This window comes from Rhodococcus sp. BP-261, assembly GCF_019835205.1.
Taxonomy (GTDB): Bacteria; Actinomycetota; Actinomycetes; order Mycobacteriales; family Mycobacteriaceae; genus Rhodococcoides; species Rhodococcoides kyotonensis_B.
The window spans coordinates 482,708-502,734 of sequence record NZ_JABUCO010000001.1 but is presented as its reverse complement, the minus strand read 5'-3'; the positions used below and the strand labels follow the sequence as shown (position 1 = coordinate 502,734).

Annotated in this window: 20 protein-coding genes; 10 read left to right on the top strand and 10 right to left on the bottom strand. The window is 64.2% G+C overall.

Translation table 11 applies throughout. The annotated features are described in order from the left end of the window. Nucleotides 1-11: 11 nt before the first annotated feature. The 6 genes from HQ354_RS02340 to HQ354_RS02315 form a co-directional block, all read right to left on the bottom strand. Nucleotides 12-968, bottom strand: a complete 957-nt coding sequence (locus HQ354_RS02340; RefSeq protein ID WP_167677652.1) for a phosphotransferase family protein — start codon at nucleotides 966-968, stop codon at nucleotides 12-14. Then, nucleotides 965-2,173 (bottom strand): acyl-CoA dehydrogenase family protein, encoded by a 1,209-nt coding sequence (locus tag HQ354_RS02335; protein WP_222634077.1) that lies wholly within the window; start codon nucleotides 2,171-2,173, stop codon nucleotides 965-967. The genes HQ354_RS02340 and HQ354_RS02335 overlap by 4 nt, the downstream gene beginning before the upstream one ends. 32 nt (nucleotides 2,174-2,205) lie before the next feature. Continuing rightward, nucleotides 2,206-3,357 (bottom strand): thiolase family protein, encoded by a 1,152-nt coding sequence (locus tag HQ354_RS02330; RefSeq protein WP_167677648.1) that lies wholly within the window; start codon nucleotides 3,355-3,357, stop codon nucleotides 2,206-2,208. Continuing rightward, nucleotides 3,354-3,731: a Zn-ribbon domain-containing OB-fold protein gene (locus HQ354_RS02325; protein WP_374107332.1), complete on the bottom strand. Its 378-nt coding sequence runs from the start codon at nucleotides 3,729-3,731 to the stop codon at nucleotides 3,354-3,356. The genes HQ354_RS02330 and HQ354_RS02325 overlap by 4 nt, the downstream gene beginning before the upstream one ends. 36 nt (nucleotides 3,732-3,767) lie before the next feature. Continuing rightward, nucleotides 3,768-4,556 carry an enoyl-CoA hydratase/isomerase family protein gene (locus HQ354_RS02320; RefSeq protein WP_068421139.1) on the bottom strand — a complete coding sequence of 263 codons (789 nt, stop codon included), beginning with the start codon at nucleotides 4,554-4,556 and terminating at the stop codon, nucleotides 3,768-3,770. Between the two features lie 99 nt (nucleotides 4,557-4,655). Next, the gene (locus HQ354_RS02315) at nucleotides 4,656-5,798 is read right to left on the bottom strand and encodes an acyl-CoA dehydrogenase family protein (protein ID WP_222634076.1); all 1,143 of its coding nucleotides are present in this window, start codon (nucleotides 5,796-5,798) and stop codon (nucleotides 4,656-4,658) included. A gap of 90 nt (nucleotides 5,799-5,888) precedes the next feature. Between HQ354_RS02315 and HQ354_RS02310 the strand changes: the two genes are divergently transcribed. From HQ354_RS02310 to HQ354_RS02275, 8 genes are read left to right on the top strand one after another with little or no spacing between them, the layout of a single operon-like run. Then, nucleotides 5,889-6,263, top strand: coding sequence for a nuclear transport factor 2 family protein (locus tag HQ354_RS02310; protein ID WP_068421141.1), 375 nt, complete (start codon nucleotides 5,889-5,891; stop codon nucleotides 6,261-6,263). Between the two features lie 51 nt (nucleotides 6,264-6,314). After that, the gene (locus HQ354_RS02305) at nucleotides 6,315-6,641 is read left to right on the top strand and encodes a hypothetical protein (RefSeq protein ID WP_261768607.1); all 327 of its coding nucleotides are present in this window, start codon (nucleotides 6,315-6,317) and stop codon (nucleotides 6,639-6,641) included. A gap of 37 nt (nucleotides 6,642-6,678) precedes the next feature. Next, nucleotides 6,679-7,890: an acetyl-CoA C-acetyltransferase gene (locus HQ354_RS02300; protein ID WP_222634074.1), complete on the top strand. Its 1,212-nt coding sequence runs from the start codon at nucleotides 6,679-6,681 to the stop codon at nucleotides 7,888-7,890. 10 nt (nucleotides 7,891-7,900) lie between these two features. Further along, nucleotides 7,901-10,102 (top strand): 3-hydroxyacyl-CoA dehydrogenase NAD-binding domain-containing protein, encoded by a 2,202-nt coding sequence (locus tag HQ354_RS02295; RefSeq protein WP_261768600.1) that lies wholly within the window; start codon nucleotides 7,901-7,903, stop codon nucleotides 10,100-10,102. 6 nt (nucleotides 10,103-10,108) lie between these two features. Further along, nucleotides 10,109-12,040, top strand: a complete 1,932-nt coding sequence (locus HQ354_RS02290; RefSeq protein WP_167677644.1) for an FAD-dependent oxidoreductase — start codon at nucleotides 10,109-10,111, stop codon at nucleotides 12,038-12,040. Between the two features lie 49 nt (nucleotides 12,041-12,089). Next, nucleotides 12,090-13,127, top strand: a complete 1,038-nt coding sequence (locus HQ354_RS02285; protein ID WP_167677642.1) for an ABC transporter substrate-binding protein — start codon at nucleotides 12,090-12,092, stop codon at nucleotides 13,125-13,127. 40 nt (nucleotides 13,128-13,167) lie between these two features. Then, entirely contained in the window at nucleotides 13,168-13,641 is a 474-nt protein-coding gene (locus tag HQ354_RS02280) for a MarR family winged helix-turn-helix transcriptional regulator (RefSeq protein ID WP_068421148.1), read from the top strand. Beyond that, nucleotides 13,638-14,033: a DUF5313 family protein gene (locus HQ354_RS02275; RefSeq protein WP_068421149.1), complete on the top strand. Its 396-nt coding sequence runs from the start codon at nucleotides 13,638-13,640 to the stop codon at nucleotides 14,031-14,033. The genes HQ354_RS02280 and HQ354_RS02275 overlap by 4 nt, the downstream gene beginning before the upstream one ends. Nucleotides 14,034-14,100: 67 nt before the next feature. On the opposite strand, the gene HQ354_RS02270 is transcribed toward HQ354_RS02275, so the two are convergent. After that, nucleotides 14,101-15,120: an LLM class flavin-dependent oxidoreductase gene (locus HQ354_RS02270; RefSeq protein ID WP_068421279.1), complete on the bottom strand. Its 1,020-nt coding sequence runs from the start codon at nucleotides 15,118-15,120 to the stop codon at nucleotides 14,101-14,103. 43 nt (nucleotides 15,121-15,163) lie between these two features. Continuing rightward, nucleotides 15,164-15,373, bottom strand: coding sequence for a hypothetical protein (locus tag HQ354_RS02265; protein WP_068421151.1), 210 nt, complete (start codon nucleotides 15,371-15,373; stop codon nucleotides 15,164-15,166). A gap of 357 nt (nucleotides 15,374-15,730) precedes the next feature. Between HQ354_RS02265 and HQ354_RS02260 the strand changes: the two genes are divergently transcribed. Together HQ354_RS02260 and HQ354_RS02255 are read left to right on the top strand one after the other, a co-directional pair. Beyond that, nucleotides 15,731-16,531, top strand: a complete 801-nt coding sequence (locus HQ354_RS02260; RefSeq protein WP_068421152.1) for an alpha/beta fold hydrolase — start codon at nucleotides 15,731-15,733, stop codon at nucleotides 16,529-16,531. Further along, on the top strand, nucleotides 16,528-17,724 hold the full coding sequence (locus HQ354_RS02255) for a SpoIIE family protein phosphatase (protein WP_068421155.1): 1,197 nt from the start codon (nucleotides 16,528-16,530) through the stop codon (nucleotides 17,722-17,724). Before HQ354_RS02260 ends, HQ354_RS02255 begins: the two co-directional genes overlap by 4 nt. On the opposite strand, the gene HQ354_RS02250 is transcribed toward HQ354_RS02255, so the two are convergent. Both HQ354_RS02250 and HQ354_RS02245 read right to left on the bottom strand, forming a co-directional pair. Then, nucleotides 17,714-18,799 carry a glycosyltransferase family 4 protein gene (locus tag HQ354_RS02250; protein WP_068421158.1) on the bottom strand — a complete coding sequence of 362 codons (1,086 nt, stop codon included), beginning with the start codon at nucleotides 18,797-18,799 and terminating at the stop codon, nucleotides 17,714-17,716. The genes HQ354_RS02255 and HQ354_RS02250 overlap by 11 nt on opposite strands. Nucleotides 18,800-18,829: 30 nt before the next feature. Continuing rightward, the gene (locus tag HQ354_RS02245) at nucleotides 18,830-19,996 is read right to left on the bottom strand and encodes a lipase family protein (protein ID WP_308115176.1); all 1,167 of its coding nucleotides are present in this window, start codon (nucleotides 19,994-19,996) and stop codon (nucleotides 18,830-18,832) included. Between the last annotated feature and the right edge of the window lie 31 nt (nucleotides 19,997-20,027).

Below are 20,027 nucleotides of genomic sequence, written 5' to 3'. Positions count from 1 at the left end.
AGGTGGGGTCGTCAGCGTCGGAGGAGCGCAGTGCCGGTCTCGATCAACCGGTCGATGGTGGCGGGCAGCTTCTCCTGGTCGGGGTCGATATGACGGCCTTCGCGGTGCCGGCGCAGGTTGTGTCCCATGATCGCTGCCATCTTGAGCCGTCCGAGCGCGTCGAACCACGTCATGTCCGGTAGCTGCCGTCCGTGGCCGGTGTACGCGGAAATAAGATCGTCGGGGCTCGGCAGGCCGGGAACCTCGCGTCCGACGCCTGGAAAGTTCGTACCGTCGGCGAACAGGAGGAACCAGCCGAGTTCGACACGTGGGTCGCCGACGCTCCAGATCTCCCAGTCGATCAACGCCGCAGGATCGTCACCGTCGGACAGGATGTTCCCGAGGCGGTAGTCGCCGTGCACGAGAACGGGATCGATGGGATCCGGGATGTCGGCCCGTAGTAAGTTCAGCAAGTTGTCGCCGCCGGCCACCAACTCGGGTGGTACTGCACCCAACGTGCGAGCCCAGCGATCGAGTTCGTCGGATGGGGACAGCGGGTCTTCTGCTCCAGGAACCGTGCCGAGGTCGACGGCGTGCAAGCGGGGAAGTACCTCTGCAGCGCGGAGCATTCGGCGCGCTGCGACAGCGGGATCCACGGCAGGATCGTCGAGGACCGGTTCCAGAGATTCGCCCTGCACCAATTCCATTGCGAACCAAGACGGTTCGGTCCTGTCGATCGCCACGATCCGTGGAACGGGAACGTCGGTGTCCGTCAGCGCGGTCAGGATCGCCGCTTGTCTGAGCATGTCGTGACGGCCGATCGAACGTTGGCCGTCCGGAACGGCCTTGACGACGATGTCGCCGTCCGACGTGTGTGCTCGATACGTCAGCCCCGAATGGCCACCGGGCAACGTCTCGAAGTCGGCGACGGTGACACCACGTTCGGCCAAAGTCGCGGCGACGCGGGATTCCAGCGTGGATTCCGTCATGGCCTGGGCTCCCGGGGTAGGCCGAGGACGCGCTCGGCGATGATGTTGTGCTGAATCTCGTCCGTTCCGCCGGCAATCCGGTAACCCGGAGCTCCCAGGAGATGCTCTGCCCACGCGAACGTTCCCCACCTCCCTGAATCGGACGTCACATCCGAGCCGAGGAGCAATCGAACGACGTCGGACGTCCTGGCCATCGTGTCGGTCGCCAGCAGTTTGCCCAGCGATGCCTCCGGCCCTGGGTCGTTGCCTGCGACCACCGCTCCCGCGACGCGCATGTTCGCAATCCGTTGGACATAGCTGCGCGTGATCAGGTCGGCGATGGCGTCGCATTCGATCTCCGTCAGTGGGCGTCCGAGATTCCTGGCCAACTCCACTGCCTGGTCGGCGTTCGCGAGTCCGAGGTTGCCGCCGTCGAGTCGTTCGGCGGCCAACACCGTGAGCGCCACCTGCCAGCCCTTGCCGACGGGCCCGAGTCGGTACGAGTCGTCGAGCTCGACGCCCTCGAGGTACACCTCGTTGAACGAGGATCCGCCGGTCATCTGCCGGATCGGTGTCACCGTGACGCCGGGTGCATCCATAGGAACCAGGAACATGGTCAGACCGGCATGCTTCGCGACGCTGGTGTCGGTGCGGCACAACGCGACCCCGAAGTCCGCGACGCGTGCTCCCGACGTCCAGACCTTGTGGCCGTCGATCGTCCAGCCACCGTCGTCGGCTTGCGTGGCCCTGGTACGCACCGCGGCCAGGTCCGAACCGGCCTCGGTCTCGGAGAACAGCTGGCAGGCAATGAGATCGGTACGCAGCATCGCCCGGACGAACGTGGCTTTCTGCTCGTCCGTTCCCCATTGTTGAACAGTCGGAGCGACCAATTGTTGTGTCACCGAGAATATCTCGGTTCGGCGAGGCACATCGAACGATTCTTCCGCGCGGCGGAAGGCGAGAACGTAGGACATCGGAAGAGCGCGTCCACCGAATTCGACGGGGGAGTTCAGTGCACCCCAGCCGGCGTCGAATTTCTTTCTCTCGTATCGAGAGATCACGTCGGTATGCTCGCGCTCTTGTTCTGCGGTCCAATTCTCGAACACCGCCACCGAATCGGTGCCCTCACCCCACACCGACTCCGTGCGTTGCTGTGCGACCGTGCCCAGCCATCGGACGGCGTCGGCGGTGAACTCGGCGATGTCCGGAAGCGTCTGTCGTGTCACTGTTCTGGTCCCTCGTGGTCGAAAGGCATGGCCTACACCGTCAACACGGTGCAGGCACTGATGCCGGGTGCGCCGTAAACGTGGGTGAACCCGACGCGTGGTGTGTTCGGGACCTGACGTTCACCTGCTTCACCGCGGAGTTGAGTGACGATCTCGTGCACCTGACGTAGTCCCGACGCGCCGATCGGCTCTCCGTTCGCGATGCATCCGCCGTCGGTGTTGATCGGAAGCCTGCCACCGATCTCGGTCTCGCCTGCGGCGATCATCGCTTCCTGTTCGCCGGGCTTGCAGAACCCGCACTCGGCCATGTGCATGATCTCGGCGCCGCTCTCGGTGTCCTGCAGCTGCGCGACTTCGACGTCCTCGGGCCCGATTCCGGCGAGATCGAACGCAGCGGCTGCCGCGTCGGCGCTGACGCTGGTGGGTTCTCCCGTTCCCTGGACGGACGGACTGAACACCTCGAACGACCCGAATTGCCTTGTCCGGTGTGCGATTGCACGAAGTTGCACTGGGCGACCGCCCAACCTCTTGGCGGCGTCGGCGCCGGCAACGACGATGGCTGCCGCGCCCTCGCCGGGGGAGCAGAACATGTACCGGGTGAGTGGATCGTTCACCATGTCGGCGCCGGCGATGGTGTCGACGTCGATGGCCTCGCGTCGCCACGCATTGGGGTTGAGTGCACCGTTTCGATACGCCTTCGCGGCGACGCGCGCGAGTGTTTCGTGCGAGATGCCGTTGCGGCGCATGTAGCGCGAGATCTTCGCGCCGAAGAACTGGGTGGTGACCATCAGGCCTGCGTCGCCGTAACCGTCGGGGAGGCCCCACTCGGCGGGCTTCGGATCGAAGGCGCCTCGTGGATGCTTGTCGAATCCCACGGCCAATGCGATCTCCGCGGATCCGGACCGGACCGCGTTGACCGCGGAGAAGAGCGCACTGCCACCCGTCGCGCATCCGTTCTTGACGTTCGTGAACGGGATCCCTGTGAAGCCGAGTTCGGCGACGAGCGTGTCGGCGAGCCCGGACCCGTCGCTGCCTCCGAACGCGACCTGGACGTCCGGCCATGTCAGTCCTGCGTCCTGCAACGCGGCACCGATCGCGGTGACGGCCATCTGTCGGCCGCTGACACCGGGCTGCCTGCCGAACTTGGACAGTCCTGCTCCGATGATCGAAACACCCTGTGTCATTGCGGTACTCCTATGTTCGAGTCAGCGATGACCGTGAACCGGGGCACCGGCGAGGTGGAGACCAGCCTCACCGGTGCCTCGTCCAGTTCGTCGAAGCTCTCGCACTCGAGGATCGCCTCGACCTTGATTCCGTCGGGAAGTTCGACATAGCCGACGGCGAACGGCCGAAAGCCTTCTGGAAGAGGGACATACGGCGGCGACTTCGGTGCGAAACGTTGCACGGTGTACGCCCACACTCGTCCGGTGGTGCTCAGTGTCACCGGGGCTGCTGTGGGGGTCGCACATCTGCTGCACATCGAGCTAGCAGGAAAGGCGACAGTGTCGCATTTCGTGCACTTGCTGCCTGCGAGTGCAAGGCCCGCCGTCGTGTCCATCTCCATCCCTTCAGGTAGTCGTCGAACAGCGGAACGTCAGCGACCGACCCACTTGGGCTCGCGCTTCTCGAGGAATGCGGTGACGCCTTCCCGTCCGTCCTCGGACTGAAGGGCGTTGCCGACGGCAAGATGCTCCATGACCATGAGGGACTGGATGTCCGCGTCCAGACCGCGATCGATGCACATCTTGGTGAGCTTCATCATGAACGGGCTCTTGTCGACGAGAGGTGCGATGAAGTCGGCCACCAACTGGTCGAGGCCTTCGGCAGGCGCGGACGCATTGATGAGGTCGAAGTCGACTGCTTCCTTGCCGCTCAGCAGCTTGCCGGTCAGCATCAGTTCCTTGGTCTTGCGGACACCGATCATGCGAGGCAGGCGGTAGATGGGGCCCGCACCACCGAACAGTGCCCGGCGGATGTGGAAGTCGCCGATCTTGGCGTCGTCGGCTGCGACGGCGAAGTCGCACGAGATCATGAGTTCGAATCCACCTGCGGTGACGTATCCCTCGAGAACGGCGACGGACGGGGTGTTCATCGAGTAGAGGCGGTCGCAGACCTTCGCGGACAGAACTGCGACATCCATGGCGTTGGTGGACCCGACGAAATCCGACAGCAGCTCGTCGAGATCGAAACCGGAGCAGAACTGGTTCTGAACACCGCGCAGGACGAGAACTTTCAGGTTCGGGTCGTTGTCCACCTCGACGATGATCTCGTCGAGACGATGAAGAAGCTCGACCGTGACGGCGTTCTTCTTGTGCGGGCGGTTCAGCCAGACGCGAGCGACCTCGCCGTCCTTCTCCAACAGGATGTGATCGGTCTCGATCATGGTGGTGCCTTTCGTTCGAACTTGAACTGGATTCACTTCAGTATTAGCTACCGTGTCTGTCAGCGTCAATAGCTGAATCGAAGGTGGCGGAAAAAACGTCTAGATCCCGACGAGGTCTGCGATGCGAGCGCGGTGGGAGCGTGAATCGCCCTGTAACGCTTCGTTTCCCATTGCCCGTCGAAAGTACGAGTGCGCCGGGTGTTCCCAGGTGAACCCGATACCGCCATGGAGTTGAATCGCTTCGTGTGCCACGTGGACGACGGCGTCTGTGCACACGGCACCGGCAACGGCGATCGCGAGCCGCGCGTCCGCTGGGTTCTCGTCGTACACCGCGGCCGCGTATTTCGCCGCGGAGCGGGCGCGTTCGAGCGCGGTCAGTACGTCTGCGAGGCGGTGTTTGATCGCTTGGAACGATCCGATCGGGCGGCCGAACTGATGCCGCGTGGTCACGTACTGCACGGTCATGTCGAGTAGTGCGTCGATGATGCCGGTGTTCTCGTTGGCGAGTCCGAGTGTCGCGAGATCTCGCAGACGGTCCAGGAACGCGGCGCTGTCGCCGTCGGATGCGAGCATGCGCGCGGGAGATCTCGTGAACGCGAGGTCGGCCTGGCGTCGGGTCGGGTCGAGCACGGTGCGTGGGCGAGCATTCATGTGTGTGCCGGCTTCGACTGCGAAGACGCCCACTCCGCCGGCGTAGCGAGCCGAGACGACGACGATGTCGGCCTCGGCGCCGCAGACGACAGCTGCTGCGTCTCCATTCAGCGTCCATCCCGACCCGGTGTCGTGGGCATGGATTGGCTCCGATCCGCGAGGTGACGTGCTCACCGTCGCGACCGCCGAGCCGTCGAACACTCGTGTCAACAGGTCCTCAGCGGGCTCCGGAGCAAGGAGAAGCGCGTGGACGCCCAGAACTGCGGAGGTGTAGACGGGCTCAGGGGAGAGTCCGCGTCCGCACTCCTCGAGGATGATGCCTATCTCGACCATGCCGTACCCGAGTCCGCCACGGTCTTCGGGTGCGGCGAGAGTCGTCACCGACATCTCCTCGACGAGTCGTATCCAGTGCTCGCGTGAGTATCCCGCTTCGGATTCGGACAGTGCTCGCACCTGGTCGATCGTGGAGTGTTTTCCGAGAAGTCCCCGGATGGCGTCCCGGATTCCCTCTTGCTCGACACCCGGCGTCAGGGCGGCAGGTTCGGACCGCGGCCAGGGTGCCTCGGCGGCGGTGGACGGAGAAGTTGCCATGTCACTCCACTCGAATCGAATTCAATTTGTGTATGCACCGTAGCGTAAGGGGTCTCGACAAACAGAGGTAATTCGAACTAAGTTCACTTCATGAAGCTGAGGATTTTGGACTACTACGCGACTCTGGACGCGGGCGACCTCGACGCCGCTGTCGCCATGCTTGCCGACGATGTCGAATACGCGATGGTGCTGCCGACAGGTGTGAGCAGGAAGTCCGGCCGCGCGGCGATGCTCGAGTATCTGAACGGCCGCCCACCGGTCGACCGGAAGCATCGACTTCTTCGCTCGGCCGCCGATGGAGACCTTCAATTCGCGCACGGTGCAGTGACCGAAGGTGACCGCGTCACCGGCTATTTCGTCGGCTCGATGCATCTCGATGCGAACGGCCTCGTCGACCGCTATCAGGTCTCGTTCGACGCCGAATTCGCGCTTCTGCCAGACGATTCAACGCAGAAAGGAACATAAGTGGACGCGACTACACATGCGACGCCGACGCTCGCCCGATGGTTCGAATGCATGGATTCGGACGATCCGGATCGAGTGCTCGACATGATCACCGCAGACTTCCGGATGTCGGTGCAGTTCTCGAAGGGCGAGGGTGCGTCGGCCGAATTCGTCGGCGACCGTAGCGGATTGGTCGGATATCTCGCGCAGCGTGAGAAGAGCACGCTGATCCACGTGATCGACAGGGGGGTGACGGTCGACGGAGTCGAACTCGTTCTCGGGCGCACCACCCGCGACGGCGCCTTCGAAGCATCGTTCAACGCAAGCGCGCAGATCACCGGCGATGGCAAGGTTCGACGTCTGCTGATCGGCAGAACCCCCGAAATTGCGTTCGACTGACTCCAGCTTGACGTTTCGGCCGCGCGAAAGGGCAACAGTGACAGAGCAAGCCATGATCTTCGAGGCCATACGCACCCCTCGAGGCAAACAACGACACGGTGCTCTGCACGGTGTCAAACCGGTCGACCTCGTCGCCGGGTTGATTCGCGAACTGCGAATTCGGTTCCCGGACATGGACCCAGCCGACATCGACGACGTCGTGCTCGGTGTCGTGTCTCCAGTCGGTGAGCAGGGTGCGGTGATCTCGCGTGCAGCCGCGCTGGTCTCCGGCCTTCCGGAGTCGGTGCCGGGAACCCAGATCAACCGCTTCTGCGCGTCGGGACTGGAAGCAGTCAATCTTGCCGCGCAGAAAGTGGCCTCCGGCTGGGACTATCTCGTCGTCGCCGGTGGCGTCGAGTCGATGTCACGGGTGCCGATGGGGAGCGACGGCGGGGCGTTGTTCACGGACCCGACCACCACGTACGACCTGCATGTCGTTCCGCAGGGCATCGGCGCCGATCTGATCGCGACCGTCGAGGGCTTCACTCGTGACGACGTCGACAACTACGCTGCGGAGTCTCAGGCGCGCGCCGAAGCAGCCTGGAGCGCAGGGTATTTCGCAAAATCGGTCGTGCCGGTCAAGGATTTGAACGGAATCACGCTGCTCGATCATGACGAGCACCGTAGGCCAGGCAGCACGGCCGAGAGTCTCGGTCGGTTGCAGCCCGCGTTCGCCGCAATGGCAGCGGCAACCGGATTCGACGACGTCGCACTGCAGAAGTACACCGACATCGAACGAATCGACCACGTACACACCGGTGGGAACTCGTCGGGCATCGTCGACGGGGCAGCCGTCGTGCTCGTCGGAAGTGCTGCGGCCGGGGAGAGGGCGGGTCTCGTCCCACGGGCGCGGATCGTTGCGACGGCCCAAGTGGGTAGCGAGCCGACGATCATGCTGACCGGTCCGACGCCGGCGACCGAGAAAGTATTGGAGAAGGCGGGACTGACCGTCGCCGACATCGACGTGTTCGAGCTGAACGAAGCGTTCGCGTCCGTGGTTCTGAAGTGGATGAAGGATTTGCACATCCCGCACGAGAAGACCAACGTCAACGGTGGCGCGATCGCGATGGGCCATCCACTGGGTGCGACCGGCGCGATGCTCGTCGGCACCGTGCTCGACGAACTCGAACGAATCGACGGACGCTACGGGCTGATCACTCTTTGCATCGGCGGCGGCATGGGCGTTGCCACCATCATCGAGCGGATCTGAGGGCTGAGACATGACCAACACTGAAAGTGCCGGAAACATGATCACGTGGGAACAGGACTCCGACGGCGTCGTCGTTCTCACGATGGACGACCCGAACAAGGGCGCCAACACGATGAACGACCTGTACATCGCGTCGATGGCATCGACCGTCGACCGGCTGGAGGCAGAGAAGGAGTCGATCACCGGCGTCGTGCTCACCTCGGCGAAGAAGTCCTTCTTCGCCGGAGGCGACCTGGACGACATGACGGCAGACCACGCGGACAAGGACAAAGGCGAGGTCGCGGCCGAGCTGACGCGTCGCATCGACGGAATCAAGAATGTTCTCCGACGGCTCGAAACCTTCGGCAGGCCAGTGGTGTCCGCGATAGCGGGTGCGGCGTTGGGCGGCGGATTCGAGATCGCGTTGCACACTCACCACCGCATCGCGGTCGACGGTGATCGGGTGCAGGTGGGTCTGCCGGAGATCACCCTGGGACTTCTACCCGGTGGTGGCGGTATCACCCGGACGGTTCGGCTGATGGGACTCCACGCGGCACTTCCCGAGGTGCTGCTGAAGGGCGCACGTAAGTCGGCCGCCGAGGCAGTCGAGCTCGGATTGATCGACGAGACAGTCGATTCCGCGTCGGCGCTGATTCCGGCGGCCAAGACATGGATCGCACACAATCCCGACGCGGTTCAGCCCTGGGACCGAAAGGGTTTCACGATCCCGGGCGGTTCCCCGACCGATCCGGCCGTCGCGCAGAACCTGCTCGTGATGACGAGCATGCTGCGGAAGCAGACCAAAGGCGCGCCGGCACCGGCGCACCGCGCCGTTCTCGCAGCGGCGATCGAAGGCGCCTACGTCGACGTCGACACAGCTGATCGGATCGAAACGCGATACTTCGTGTCGCTGATGACTGATCGCCTCGCGCAGAACATGATCAACGCATTTTTCTTCGACCAGGAAGCCATCGATCGCGGCGCGTCCAGACCCGAGGGATATCCGACATTCGCGGCAACGAAAGTCGGAGTCATCGGTGCGGGAATGATGGGCTCGGCCATCGCTTACGTGTGCGCGAAGGCAGGAATCGACGTCATCCTGAAGGACGTCGGCATCGCGGCGGCCGAGCGGGGCAAGGGTTACGCAGAGAAGCTCGAGAAGAAGGCACTCGACCGTGGACTGACCTCCGCGGCGACGTCCGAAGAACTTCTGGCCCGAATCACACCCACGGGCGACGTTGCCGACTTCGCGGGCGTCGACCTCGTCGTCGAGGCGGCATTCGAGTCCGTCGACGTCAAACACGCTGTGTTTCAGGAGATCGAGAACGTCGTCGAACCCGATGTGGTGCTTGGTACCAACACCTCCCAGCTGCCCATCGGCGTACTCGCGGAGGGTGTGCAACGGGCCGAGGACTTCATCGGGATCCATTTCTTCTCACCGGGCGACAAGATGCCGCTCGTCGAGATCGTGCGTGGCGCGAAGACGTCGGATGCGACGCTGGCCAAGGTCATCGATTTCGCGCGACAGATTCGCAAGACGCCGATCGTGGTCAACGACAGCCGTGGCTTCTTCACGTCGCGCGTGATCGGGGCATTCCTCGACGAGGCGATGGCAGCCGTGGGTGAGGGCATCAATCCGATTTTCGTGGAACAAGCAGGTGCACAGGCGGGCTATCCAGCTCCGCCGCTGCAACTGATGGACGAGTTGACGTTGACACTGTCGCAGAAGATCCGCAAGGAGAACGAGCGTGTGCTCGTCGCATCGGGAAAGACAGCGCGACAGCATGGTTCCGACGCTGTCATGGACACGATGGTCGACCAGCTGTCGAGAACAGGTCGCGCCGGCGGTGGAGGCTTCTACTCATACGACGACGCGGGCAAGCGGGCAGGCATCTGGCCTGGCGTTCGTGAGGCGTTCGCGTCCGGAACAACGTCGATCTCGATGGCCGACATGCAGGAACGCATGCTGTTCGCGGAAGCGATCGAAGCCGTCAAATGTTTCGACGAAGGCGTTCTGACATCGACGCCGGACGCGAACATCGGTTCGTTGCTCGGCATCGGATTCCCAGCCTGGACAGGCGGAGTCATCAGATACATCGAGCAATACGACGGTGGCATAGCAGGTTTCGTCGAGCGTGCGCGTGAGTTGGCTGCGCGGTATGGGCGCCATCTCGAGCCGCCGAAGTCGTTGGTGGACATGGCAACCGCGGGCGCCCAGGTGTTCAGGGTCTGAGCTGACGTGAGCGCCCCGTTCCCGCACCTGTTCTCGCCGATCCAGCTCGGTGGCATCACGCTGAAGAACCGGCTGGTTGCACTTCCCGCAGGCACGTCGATGGCGGTCGACGGCGTGCCGACACACGGGGACACCGAGCACTTCGAGCGTTTGGCGGCGGGGGGAGTCGGAATGATCATCGGCGGTGCCACCGTCGTACACCCCACGACGACGCTGCGGTCCCGGAAACTGATCGAAGCCTACCGCGACGAGTTCGTTCCGGCTGCTGCGGCGAAAGTGGAGGCAGTGCATCGGCACGGCGCTAAATTCGTCGGGCAACTCTGCCACATCGGACGCGAGTTCATCGGGGGTGAGTCGGATGCACCACCGTCGGCGCCGTCTGCTATCAAAACGGTGCGCGACGCGTACCCACCCCACGAGCTGTCGGCAGCGGAAATCGACGACATCGTGGAGGGATGGCGTGTGTCGACGCGCAATCTGGTGGCAGCAGGTGCAGACGGGGTGGAACTCCATGCCGCACATGGATACTTGCCTGCTCAGTTCATGTCGCCGCTCACGAATCGACGATCGGACAGTTTCGGAGGGTCGTTCGAGGCCCGCATGCGGTTCCCTCGGATGATCATCGACGCGATGCGGTCGGAGATTCCCGCGGGATTCGTGCTCGGAGTCAGATTGAGTGGGGAGGAGGAGATCCCCGGCGGAATGGGGATCGACGATTGCGTGCGGATTGCGGAGAATCTCGCGGAACTCGGGATCGACTACTTCAGCATCACTCACGGAACGCGCGGGAAGTACGTGAAGGATTCGTCGGGCGAGGACGCCGTTGCGATTCCGTCGGCCGCGCGTGTCAAGGCAGCCACCGGACTACCGACTCTCGTCGGGCAGCGGATACGGGACGCGGGCACCGCCGACCACGCCATCAAGTCCGGACACGCCGACATGGTCGGCATGGCACGGGCCCTGATCGCCGACCCGGAGCTACCGAACAAGTCCCGCACCGGACGTGTGGCCGAAATCCGCGGTTGCCTCGGCGTCAACCAGGATTGCAGGGCGTTCGACCCGCACCTGCACTGCGCGGTCAACGCCGAGATCGGGCGTGGTCGACACGTCGACGTCGGCAAGCGAGCACGAAAATCGAAAGAAGTCTTCGTGATCGGCGGTGGCCCCGCTGGTCTCGAAGCCGCTCGGGTGGCGGCGGGGCGAGGGCACCGCGTGACCGTGTTCGAACAGGACAAGGTCTTGGGCGGTTCCGTCCGTGTGGCGGCATCGGCTCCTCGTCGTGCGACGTTGATCGACATCGTCGATTACCTCGAGCGCGAGCTGAGAAGGCTGAAAGTCGACGTGAACCTGTCGGCGGGGATCGGCTCCGGCGATCTCGACGACATCCGTTCTGCCGCAGATCACGTCGTCGTGGCGATCGGTTCGCGTCCCGCGAAGCTGACCCCAGTACTGCAGCAGCGGACCGCGTTCACGGTCGACGACGTTCTGCTCGGCCGAGTTCCTGCCGCGCCCGGCCGAGTCGTGGTGTTCGACGACGGCGACGGATTCTGGCCTGCGTACAGCGCAGCCGAGGCGTTGGCGCAGCGGGGATGGGACGTCACGTTCGCCACCGCGCTCACAGCGCTTGCCTCTCGTGTTCCGCCCGAGAGTGCAGGCCCGCTGCTCGCTCGATTGGGAAGCGCGGGTGTAGATTTCAAGATCGCCCACGCCCTCGATGTGCCCGACGACTTGACCGCTCCCGTGACGCTGCGTCCGGTGTTCGGAACCGGCGATCTGACGTACGAGGACATCGCGGTCGTTTGGCACGGACCTCGGGTTGCAGTGCCACCGTGGGGATTCGAACGCAGCGACACTGTCAGCATCATCGGAGACTGCGTCACGCCACGACGGATTTCCCATGCGATCGCCGAGGGGTACCGGGCGGGCGCGGAATTGTAGTCGAATCATTCGTTGGGACTCTATGTTCCGAGATCGAAGGGCAGAATCGATGAAAGTGGTTCCACGAGTTCTCTTGTCGGTGACAATCCTGTGTCTCGCAGTTGCGGGCACATCGTGTGGCCAGTCGCAAGCATCCGGTCCCGTCGAGGGTAGTTGGGAGGATATCGTCGCAGCGGCGAAGGAGGAGGGAAGCGTCCAGTTGTATTCGACGCAGCACCCGGAGAACCTGGAGGCGCTGAAAGTCGCTTTCGACGAGGCGTATCCGGGGATACAGCTCGAATTCACCCGTGGCTCCGACGTCGAGATGAACCCACGCGTCGAGACCGAAAATCGAACGGGGCGCGGCACCGCCGACGTGCACATGTCCTCGGATCCGGCGTGGGTCTCGGCGGCAGCGGAGTCGGGTGACTACTCGACTGCCTTCGTCGGGCCTGCGTTCGACGATCCTGCGTACGAGCGCAATCGAAGTGTTCTGGGCGACACCATGTTCCTGACGAGCGCCGCGGTCTTCGCACTCGGGTGGAACTCGAGCGCGCTGCCCGACGGGCTGCGGACTCCGGACGACATCCTCGATCCGGCACTGACCGGCCGCATCGGCGTGACGAATCCCGCAGGATTCGCAGCCGTCGTCGATCAATATCAGTTCTTCGACGAGAACTGGGTCGGAGGAGATTTCGACGCACGTCTGGCCGCGCTGCAACCACGTATCTACCCCGGCGCGTTGGCCATCGCGCAAGCTCTCGCGTCAGGAGAGATCGTCGCATCGCCCATGGTGCAGCCGCTCGTGCGCGAGATGGATGCCGGTGCGCCGGTGGGGTGGGCTCTGCCCGATCCGGCATGGGGAACGCCCTGGTACTCCCATGTTCTGTCGTCGGCGCCACATCCCAACGCGGCTCAGGTGCTCGCGAACTTCATGGTGTCTCGGGAGGGCCAGGTCGCGTTGTCGAAAGGGTACGCAAGTGCCCTCCCCGACATCCCGGGCGCGGTGGCCAGGGCTCAGGACATCCCGATGCCCGACACGGCCGCACTGACATCCGAGGCCATCGCGCAGTTTCAGGAGCGATGGGAGCAAGACTTCGTGAAGTGAGCTTTGTCGCGCTAACAGTTAGTGCACTAACTATTAGCGTATGCTCGAACGCGTGACTTCCACTGCTACCGATCCGCTGGCGCTCGACCGTCAGGTCTGCTTCGCCCTGGCGGTCACCAATCGGACCGTTCTGGCCGTGTACCGGCCGTTGCTCGAACCGATGGGGCTGACGCACCCCCAGTACTTGGTCATGCTCGCACTGTGGGAGCAGTCCCCGCGCTCGGTCAAGAACATCGGTGCCGCTCTTCACCTCGACTCGCCGACGCTGTCGCCGCTGCTGAAGAGGCTGGAGGGCAACGGTCTCGTCGAACGCACCCGGAGCCAGGCCGACGAAAGGCAGCTGGCCGTCGCGCTCACGGAGAAGGGTGTCGCGCTGCGGACCCAGGCCGAGGGCATTCCCGGTGCAGTTGTCGCCAAGCTCGGAGTCGACATGTCCGAACTGGAAGAACTCCACGGAGTCCTCACTCGCATCAACGCTGCAGCACTGGCTGCCGACCGATCGGACCAGGTATGAACAACAAGGCGGCACGCACCAAGCCCACCTTCTTCCAATGGCTCGGTTACGTGATCTTCGGGAGGAAACTTCCGCTTTCGATGCAGGAGTGGGTGCGCAACGACCTGGTCGGTAAAGGAGCGGTTCCTCGCCACCTGTTCCGGTCCTTGCTGCCCTTCACGCCCATCTTCGTCGGGTTTCTCGTGCTGTTCCCCGGCCCGCTGTGGTTGAGGGGTGCGATGGTGCTCTTGAGCGTTCTGCTCGCCCTCTTCTACACCGCGGCGTTCATGGAGCTCAATCGCGCGCGTCGCCTCGAGCTACACGGGTTGCCCCGTGACCTGCAGAGCGACCGCAGGCGACGAGACATCGATTCGCAGCGCGCGCGATACGAAGCTCAGTATCCGCATCACTGAACCAGCACGAAGACAGGTCCCGACGGCGGACGCCGTCGGGACCGGTTTTGTGGCGACCTGGTGAGATCTACCGCCACCCGAGGGCAGGTGCCACGTCGCGGAGCAACGACTCCATGACGTGAGCGCAGTAATCCACACCGAGCTGATTGGGAACCGTCAGCAACAGCGTGTCGGCGGCAGCGATCGCTTCGTCCTCGGCCAGCTGCGCGATCAGCTTGTCGGGTTCGCCCGCGTACGTCTTACCGAAACGTGCCTTGCCGCCGTCGAGGTATCCGACCTGGTCACTGCTGCCGCCTTCACGACCGAAGTATGCCCGGTCGACGTCGTCGACGATCGGAAAAATGCTACGGCTCACCGAGACTCGCGGCTCGAATGTGTGCTGGGTGTCCGCCCAACGCTTACGGAAGCGCTCGATCTGCTCGGCCTGCAGCTGATGGAACGGCACACCCGTGTCCTCGCTCAATAATGTCGAACTCATCAAGTTCATGCCGTTGTCCGCGGCCCACTCGGCGGTCTGACGCGTACCGGCACCCCACCAGATACGCTCCCGGAGGCCGGGGGAGTGTGGCTCGAGGCGCAGAAGGCCCGGCGGGTTGGGGAACATCGGGCGTGGGTTCGGTTTCGCGAATCCTTCACCTCGGAGCAGGTCTAGGAAGACGCGCGTATTCTCTCGTGCCATCTCCGCATGGTCGGCACCATCGGCAGGAACATGTCCGAAATGACGGTAGCCCTCGACGACCTGCTCCGGCGATCCTCGGCTGATGCCGAGCTGCAGCCTGGATCCCGAGATCAGATCGGCTGATCCGGCGTCCTCCACCATGTAGTGGGGGTTCTCGTAGCGCATGTCGATGACGCCGGTACCGATCTCGATCCGGTTCGTCTTCGCGCCTACCGCTGCCAACAGCGGAAACGGGGACGACAACTGGTTGGCGAAGTGGTGCACCCGGTAGTAGGCGCCGTCGGCACCCAACTCCTCGGCAGCGACCGCGAGGTCGATCGACTGCAACAGGACGTCCGACGCCGATCGCGTCTGCGATCCAGGCGCCGACGACCAGTGGCCGAACGACAGGAATCCGATGTTCTTCATGCCCCGTTGAACGTTCAACCGCATACGGTCATTCCCCGCGCTGTCACGGAGGCAGAACGAGCAGAAGAAAACCGGCTCCCGCCACCATTCCCGAGGCACCGATCGCTATCGCGATCGCCACGTCCGCCCGCTCCGGAGCGTCTGCCGCCTCCGGTCCCTGCGTCGACCACACCGCGCCCGCCACGGCGAGCGCGCCCAGGACGATGCCGATCCCGAAAGCCCAGAACGTCACGATGGACATCGCGCCTGCCATGAACGACCAGTCGATCCCCGCCTGGCGGGACCGAGGAGCGCGTGTTCTGACATCGTGTGATCTATTGTTGCGAATTCTCCACCGGCGTAACATCTTTCGTCATTCCTCGTGTGCGAGCACAGGACAGAAGACTCGTCCATCGGATGTCGAACCCCATGGCCACCCCCGTCGCCTCGGCGAGCGTCGAAAGGGAAAGCTCGGTGCGTTCGCGACGCTCGTTCGGTCTTCCCATTGTGGTCCTCGCCCGGGAACGATGTCAGTCGGTTCGGCATACCGGGAAGAATTCTTTCGCCAACTCGCCGACCGCACAGGGCAGGCGTGGGCCGCAGGCTCACGACGGGGTGAGACAATTCTCCGGTGAACCCGCGCGTGAAGAACAATGTGACGACGATCGGTGTCGACGGCGGCCCGACGGTCATGCTCGCGCATGGTTTCGGGTGCGATCAGAACCTGTGGCGTGCCGTCGTCGAACACTTGATCACGCACTGCAAGGTGGTGCTGTTCGACCATGTCGGTTCGGGTAGTTCGGATATTTCCGAATGGACGGAGGAGCGTTATTCCACTCTCGACGCCTACGCGGACGACGTCGTCGACATCGTCCGCGAACTCGACCTGCACGACGTCGTCTTCGTCGGCCACTCGGTGGCGTCGATGATCGGCGTTCTGGCGGCGGCTCGGCATCCGGATCTCTTCGCCAAACTCGTGCTTCTGACACCGTCGCCCCGCTACATCGACGACGACGGGTACTGCGGCGGCTTCTCCGAGGCTGACATCACCGAACTGCTCGAGTCCCTCGACAGCAACTACATGGGGTGGGCGCAGGTCATGGCGCCGCGCATCATGGGCAATCCCGACCGTCCCGAATTGGGTGAGGAATTGACCGAGAGCTTCTGCCGTACCAACCCTGCGTGTGCACGCGCGTTCGCTCGGGCGACGTTCCTGTCGGACAACCGCGCCGATCTCGACCGCGTCGTCACGCCGACGACGATCGTCGAGTGCGCCCACGATTCGCTCGCCCCACGAGAGGTAGGACGATTCGTGCACGAGCACATTCAGGGCAGCACGTTGGTGACATTGGATGCGCATGGTCACTGCCCGCACGTCAGCGATCCGGGGTCGACGGCCGACGCCATTCTGACGTTCGTCGATGCGGCATGAAATATCTCGACCCCGCCTTGCGGGACACTGTGGACGATCTGTACGACAACGCCCCGTGCGGTTACCTTGCGACCTGGCCGGACGGCAAGATCGCGGGAGTCAATGCGACGCTGTTGAACTGGCTCGAAAGCACACGAGAGGACCTGCTGGACAAGCAGTTCGGCGATCTGCTCACCGCCGGGGGGCGAATTCACTACGAAACGCACTTCGCCCCGCTTTTGTTCTCGGTGGGCGAATTCGACAGCGTGGCATTGGATTTGGTGTCGTCGACCGGTGAGCGGCTACCGATGTTCGTCACCGGCAATGTACGGCGCAACGAGGACGGTGAACCGGTACTCGTTCGCATCACCGCGATCGACGCACGGGAACGGCGCGCCTACGAGCGTGAACTCGTCGAGGAGCGTCGACGTGCCGAGCGCGAACACGAGCGCGCTCAGGTACTCGTCAGCACATTGCAGCGCTCGTTGCTACCGCCGAAGCTGTTGCCTCCCCGCGGACTCGACGCCGACGCGTACTACCACACCGCTTCGTGGGACGATGTCAGCGGCGACTTCTACGACATGTTCCCGCTGTCCGAGGACAGTTGGGGATTCTTCCTCGGTGACGTCTGCGGCAAGGGCTCGGACGCGGCAGTCGTCACCTCGCTCACGCGCTACACGCTGCGCGCGGCCGCGGTGTACGACTCCGATCCGGTCAAGGTGCTGCACAACCTCGACACCGTGTTGAACCAGGAGTTCGACCAGGCAGACGCTCGATTCTGCACGGTGATCTACGGGACCTTGTCACGGCGAGACGGCGGATTCGACGTGCAACTGGCCAGCGGCGGCCATCCACCGGCCCTTCTGCTGAAGGCCGACGGTTCCGTCCGTTACGTCGAGACACCGGGTGGGCAGTTGGTCGGCATCCTGCCGAACGCGCGTTTCGTGGCGACCGAATGCCGACTCGAGCCGGGAGACACGTTCGTCCTGTACACCGACGGTCTCACCGAGGCCCGAACCGGGCGCGGACGTGAGCGCTACGACGACCACGGCGCGCTGCTCGAGTTCGCGCGGCGACACGCGCCGAACACTCCGTCGGGCATCGTCGCGGACTTGAAAACGCTGATGGAGAGTTTCGACAGCGGGCTGGAGGACGACGCCGCAGTCATGGCGTTCGGCATGCCGGTGCAGGAGCCGGATTCGTCTACTCCGTAAGGCGTTTCAACAATTGCGGCAACGTGACGGCGAGGTCGTGCTCGGCTTCGACTCGGCGTCGGGCGGTCTCCCCGAGCCGTCGACGCATGCTTCCGTCGGCCAGTACACCCTCGATCGCCGTCGCGAGTGCGGCTGAGTTTCCTGGTTCGACCAGCACTCCCGCTCCGCCGGTGAGAAACTCGGTGGTCCCGCCGTGATCGGTCCCGACGACGGGTAGTCCGTGGGACATCGCCTCGAGGACGGACAGGGGACCGGCCTCCGGCGAGGTGCTCGCGGACACCGCGACGTCCCATCGACGTAGCGCGGCATCGGTGTCGGTATGACCGAGGAATTCGACGCGGCCCGCCAGATCGGCTTGGGCAGCACGACGTTTCAACTCCTCGACGTAGGCGGCGTCGCCGGGGAAGCTGCCGCCGGCGAGCTCGAGCCGGACGCCGGGGAGCGACGCCACGGCGTCGAGAAGGACGGTGTGTCCCTTCCACGGCGTGAGCAGCGCGACCATCCCGACGACGGGCGGATCGTGAAGGTCCCCGCCGTACTGTTCGACCGGCCATCGAACACCGTTGTGCGACACGACGGTCGGTACTCCGGCGGCTTTCAGTGGAACCGCGGTGGCCTCCGACACCGACACCGCGACGCGGATCGCGGGTTTGCTGAGCGCGACGACGGCCTTCTGCTTCGCGCTCGTCATCGTGTCGTGTACGAGCCACGACGCACCTCGCTTCGGTCCCGCCACACGGGCGACCGGAAGTGCGAACAGCGAGTTGACGACCGTCGACGTTCCGGGGGAGCGGACAATCGGTCGCACCGACCGGCCGGCGGCCAACCATCGACCGACCAGTCGACACGCTGCGACACCGCGTGCAAGCCCCCGCTCACCACCGAGACTCAGCTCCGGAATGGCGATGTGGCGCACTCCGTCCGGTAGCGACTCGGACAGGCGACCGGTGGGGCATGCAACCACCGCCCGGTGCCCTGCGGTCTCGGCCTCGTCGACAAGATTCAGCAGAACCTTCTCGGCCCCCGAAACCTGGCCGGTATGTGCGATGAACACGATCGTCGCAGCATCGGTCATGTTCGACCCTTCTTCGTTCGTGGTGGTGGGTTACGAGCCGCAGGTGTTCGGCGGCGGGGTGCCCGCGACACGCCCGTCGACCCAGTCCTGCACTGTCGACCCGATGTTCAGAATGCCGTGCCCCTGTCCGGGTGCCGCGACGAGTTGCACGACGTCGCCGGCCGCGCACGCCTCACCCACTGCGGCCCGGGTCCACGAGGGAGTGATGAGGGCATCCTGATCGCCGTACGCGACCAGCATCGGCTTCTGCGCGCGGGTTCTCGGAACGCTGTATTCGGCCAGCCATTCGCGTAGCCGCTCTGCGGCCTCGGGGCTCGACGGCAGGTAGTCCGACGCCGGGGTGTCCTCGGCGATATCGGCCTGCAGTTGAGCCTTCTCACCGATGCAGGTGTCGAAGGCGTCCACGCGGCTCGCCAATGTTCCGTGCACGTAGTCGTCGAGGTTCAGTTCGGGGTGCTTGACCTGCAGTCCCTGCAGGAGCGACGGCAGCACCGTGATCTGCTCGGGCGTCAATGTGCCGGCGAGCATGGAGTCGACGAACGGTGTCAGATCGGTGGCCGGGGCGACGCTGATGGAACCGAGGAGATTCAGGCCCTGCCCGTAGTCCCCGGACAACTCGTTCGCGGACCACACAGCCTGTCCACCTTGAGACACGCCGTACCCGAGCCAGGTGTCGGACGTGTTCGGCTCGACTTCCTTCGCAGCCCGCACGGCATCGATGACGTTGTATCCCGCGGTGACCGGTTCGAGGTACGGGTGCGAGCGAGGGGTTCCCAGACCCTCGTAGTCGGTCATTGCCACGACGTAACCGTTCACGAGGAACGGAATGACGGTCGGCAGGTTGCCGAGGAGACCGATGTGTTTCGACGGCGCGCACCGACTCGACGACCCGGTGGTCGCGTGGCCCACCGACACGATCGGCCAGCCACCCGCAGGAGGGTCACCCTGTGGAACGAACACGACCCCGGTGACTTCGGTGGGGGAGGAGTCGATTCCCGACGTCGACTGGTAACGAACGGCGACGGTCTTCTGCGTCACGGTATCGAGGGCCGCATACCCCTGGAAGTCCGTCGGCTCGGCGAGCAACGTGCCCGGTGCTTCCGGGGTCGAACTCGTGGTCGCGGAGGATTGGTCGTTTTCGCCCGACGAGCAGGCGGCGATCAGCAGTACGACGAGCATCGGTGCCAGCCTGCGCACCGATGCGAGGCTGGTAGCGGGGTGTGCGCCC

Bases quoted from the DNA above. Each gene is read 5' to 3' on its own strand.
- HQ354_RS02315 (WP_222634076.1), bottom strand. From the start codon at position 5,798: ATGGCAACTTCTCCGTCCACCGCCGCCGAGGCACCCTGGCCGCGGTCC.
- HQ354_RS02310 (WP_068421141.1), top strand. From the start codon at position 5,889: ATGAAGCTGAGGATTTTGGACTACTACGCGACTCTGGACGCGGGCGAC.
- HQ354_RS02270 (WP_068421279.1), bottom strand. From the start codon at position 15,120: ATGAAGAACATCGGATTCCTGTCGTTCGGCCACTGGTCGTCGGCGCCT.
- HQ354_RS02250 (WP_068421158.1), bottom strand. From the start codon at position 18,799: ATGACCGATGCTGCGACGATCGTGTTCATCGCACATACCGGCCAGGTT.
- HQ354_RS02255 (WP_068421155.1), top strand. From the start codon at position 16,528: ATGAAATATCTCGACCCCGCCTTGCGGGACACTGTGGACGATCTGTAC.
- HQ354_RS02320 (WP_068421139.1), bottom strand. From the start codon at position 4,556: ATGATCGAGACCGATCACATCCTGTTGGAGAAGGACGGCGAGGTCGCT.
- HQ354_RS02265 (WP_068421151.1), bottom strand. From the start codon at position 15,373: ATGGCAGGCGCGATGTCCATCGTGACGTTCTGGGCTTTCGGGATCGGC.
- HQ354_RS02295 (WP_261768600.1), top strand. From the start codon at position 7,901: ATGACCAACACTGAAAGTGCCGGAAACATGATCACGTGGGAACAGGAC.
- HQ354_RS02330 (WP_167677648.1), bottom strand. From the start codon at position 3,357: ATGACACAGGGTGTTTCGATCATCGGAGCAGGACTGTCCAAGTTCGGC.
- HQ354_RS02280 (WP_068421148.1), top strand. From the start codon at position 13,168: ATGCTCGAACGCGTGACTTCCACTGCTACCGATCCGCTGGCGCTCGAC.
- HQ354_RS02325 (WP_374107332.1), bottom strand. From the start codon at position 3,731: ATGGACACGACGGCGGGCCTTGCACTCGCAGGCAGCAAGTGCACGAAA.
- HQ354_RS02305 (WP_261768607.1), top strand. From the start codon at position 6,315: ATGGATTCGGACGATCCGGATCGAGTGCTCGACATGATCACCGCAGAC.
- HQ354_RS02340 (WP_167677652.1), bottom strand. From the start codon at position 968: ATGACGGAATCCACGCTGGAATCCCGCGTCGCCGCGACTTTGGCCGAA.
- HQ354_RS02275 (WP_068421149.1), top strand. From the start codon at position 13,638: ATGAACAACAAGGCGGCACGCACCAAGCCCACCTTCTTCCAATGGCTC.
- HQ354_RS02285 (WP_167677642.1), top strand. From the start codon at position 12,090: ATGAAAGTGGTTCCACGAGTTCTCTTGTCGGTGACAATCCTGTGTCTC.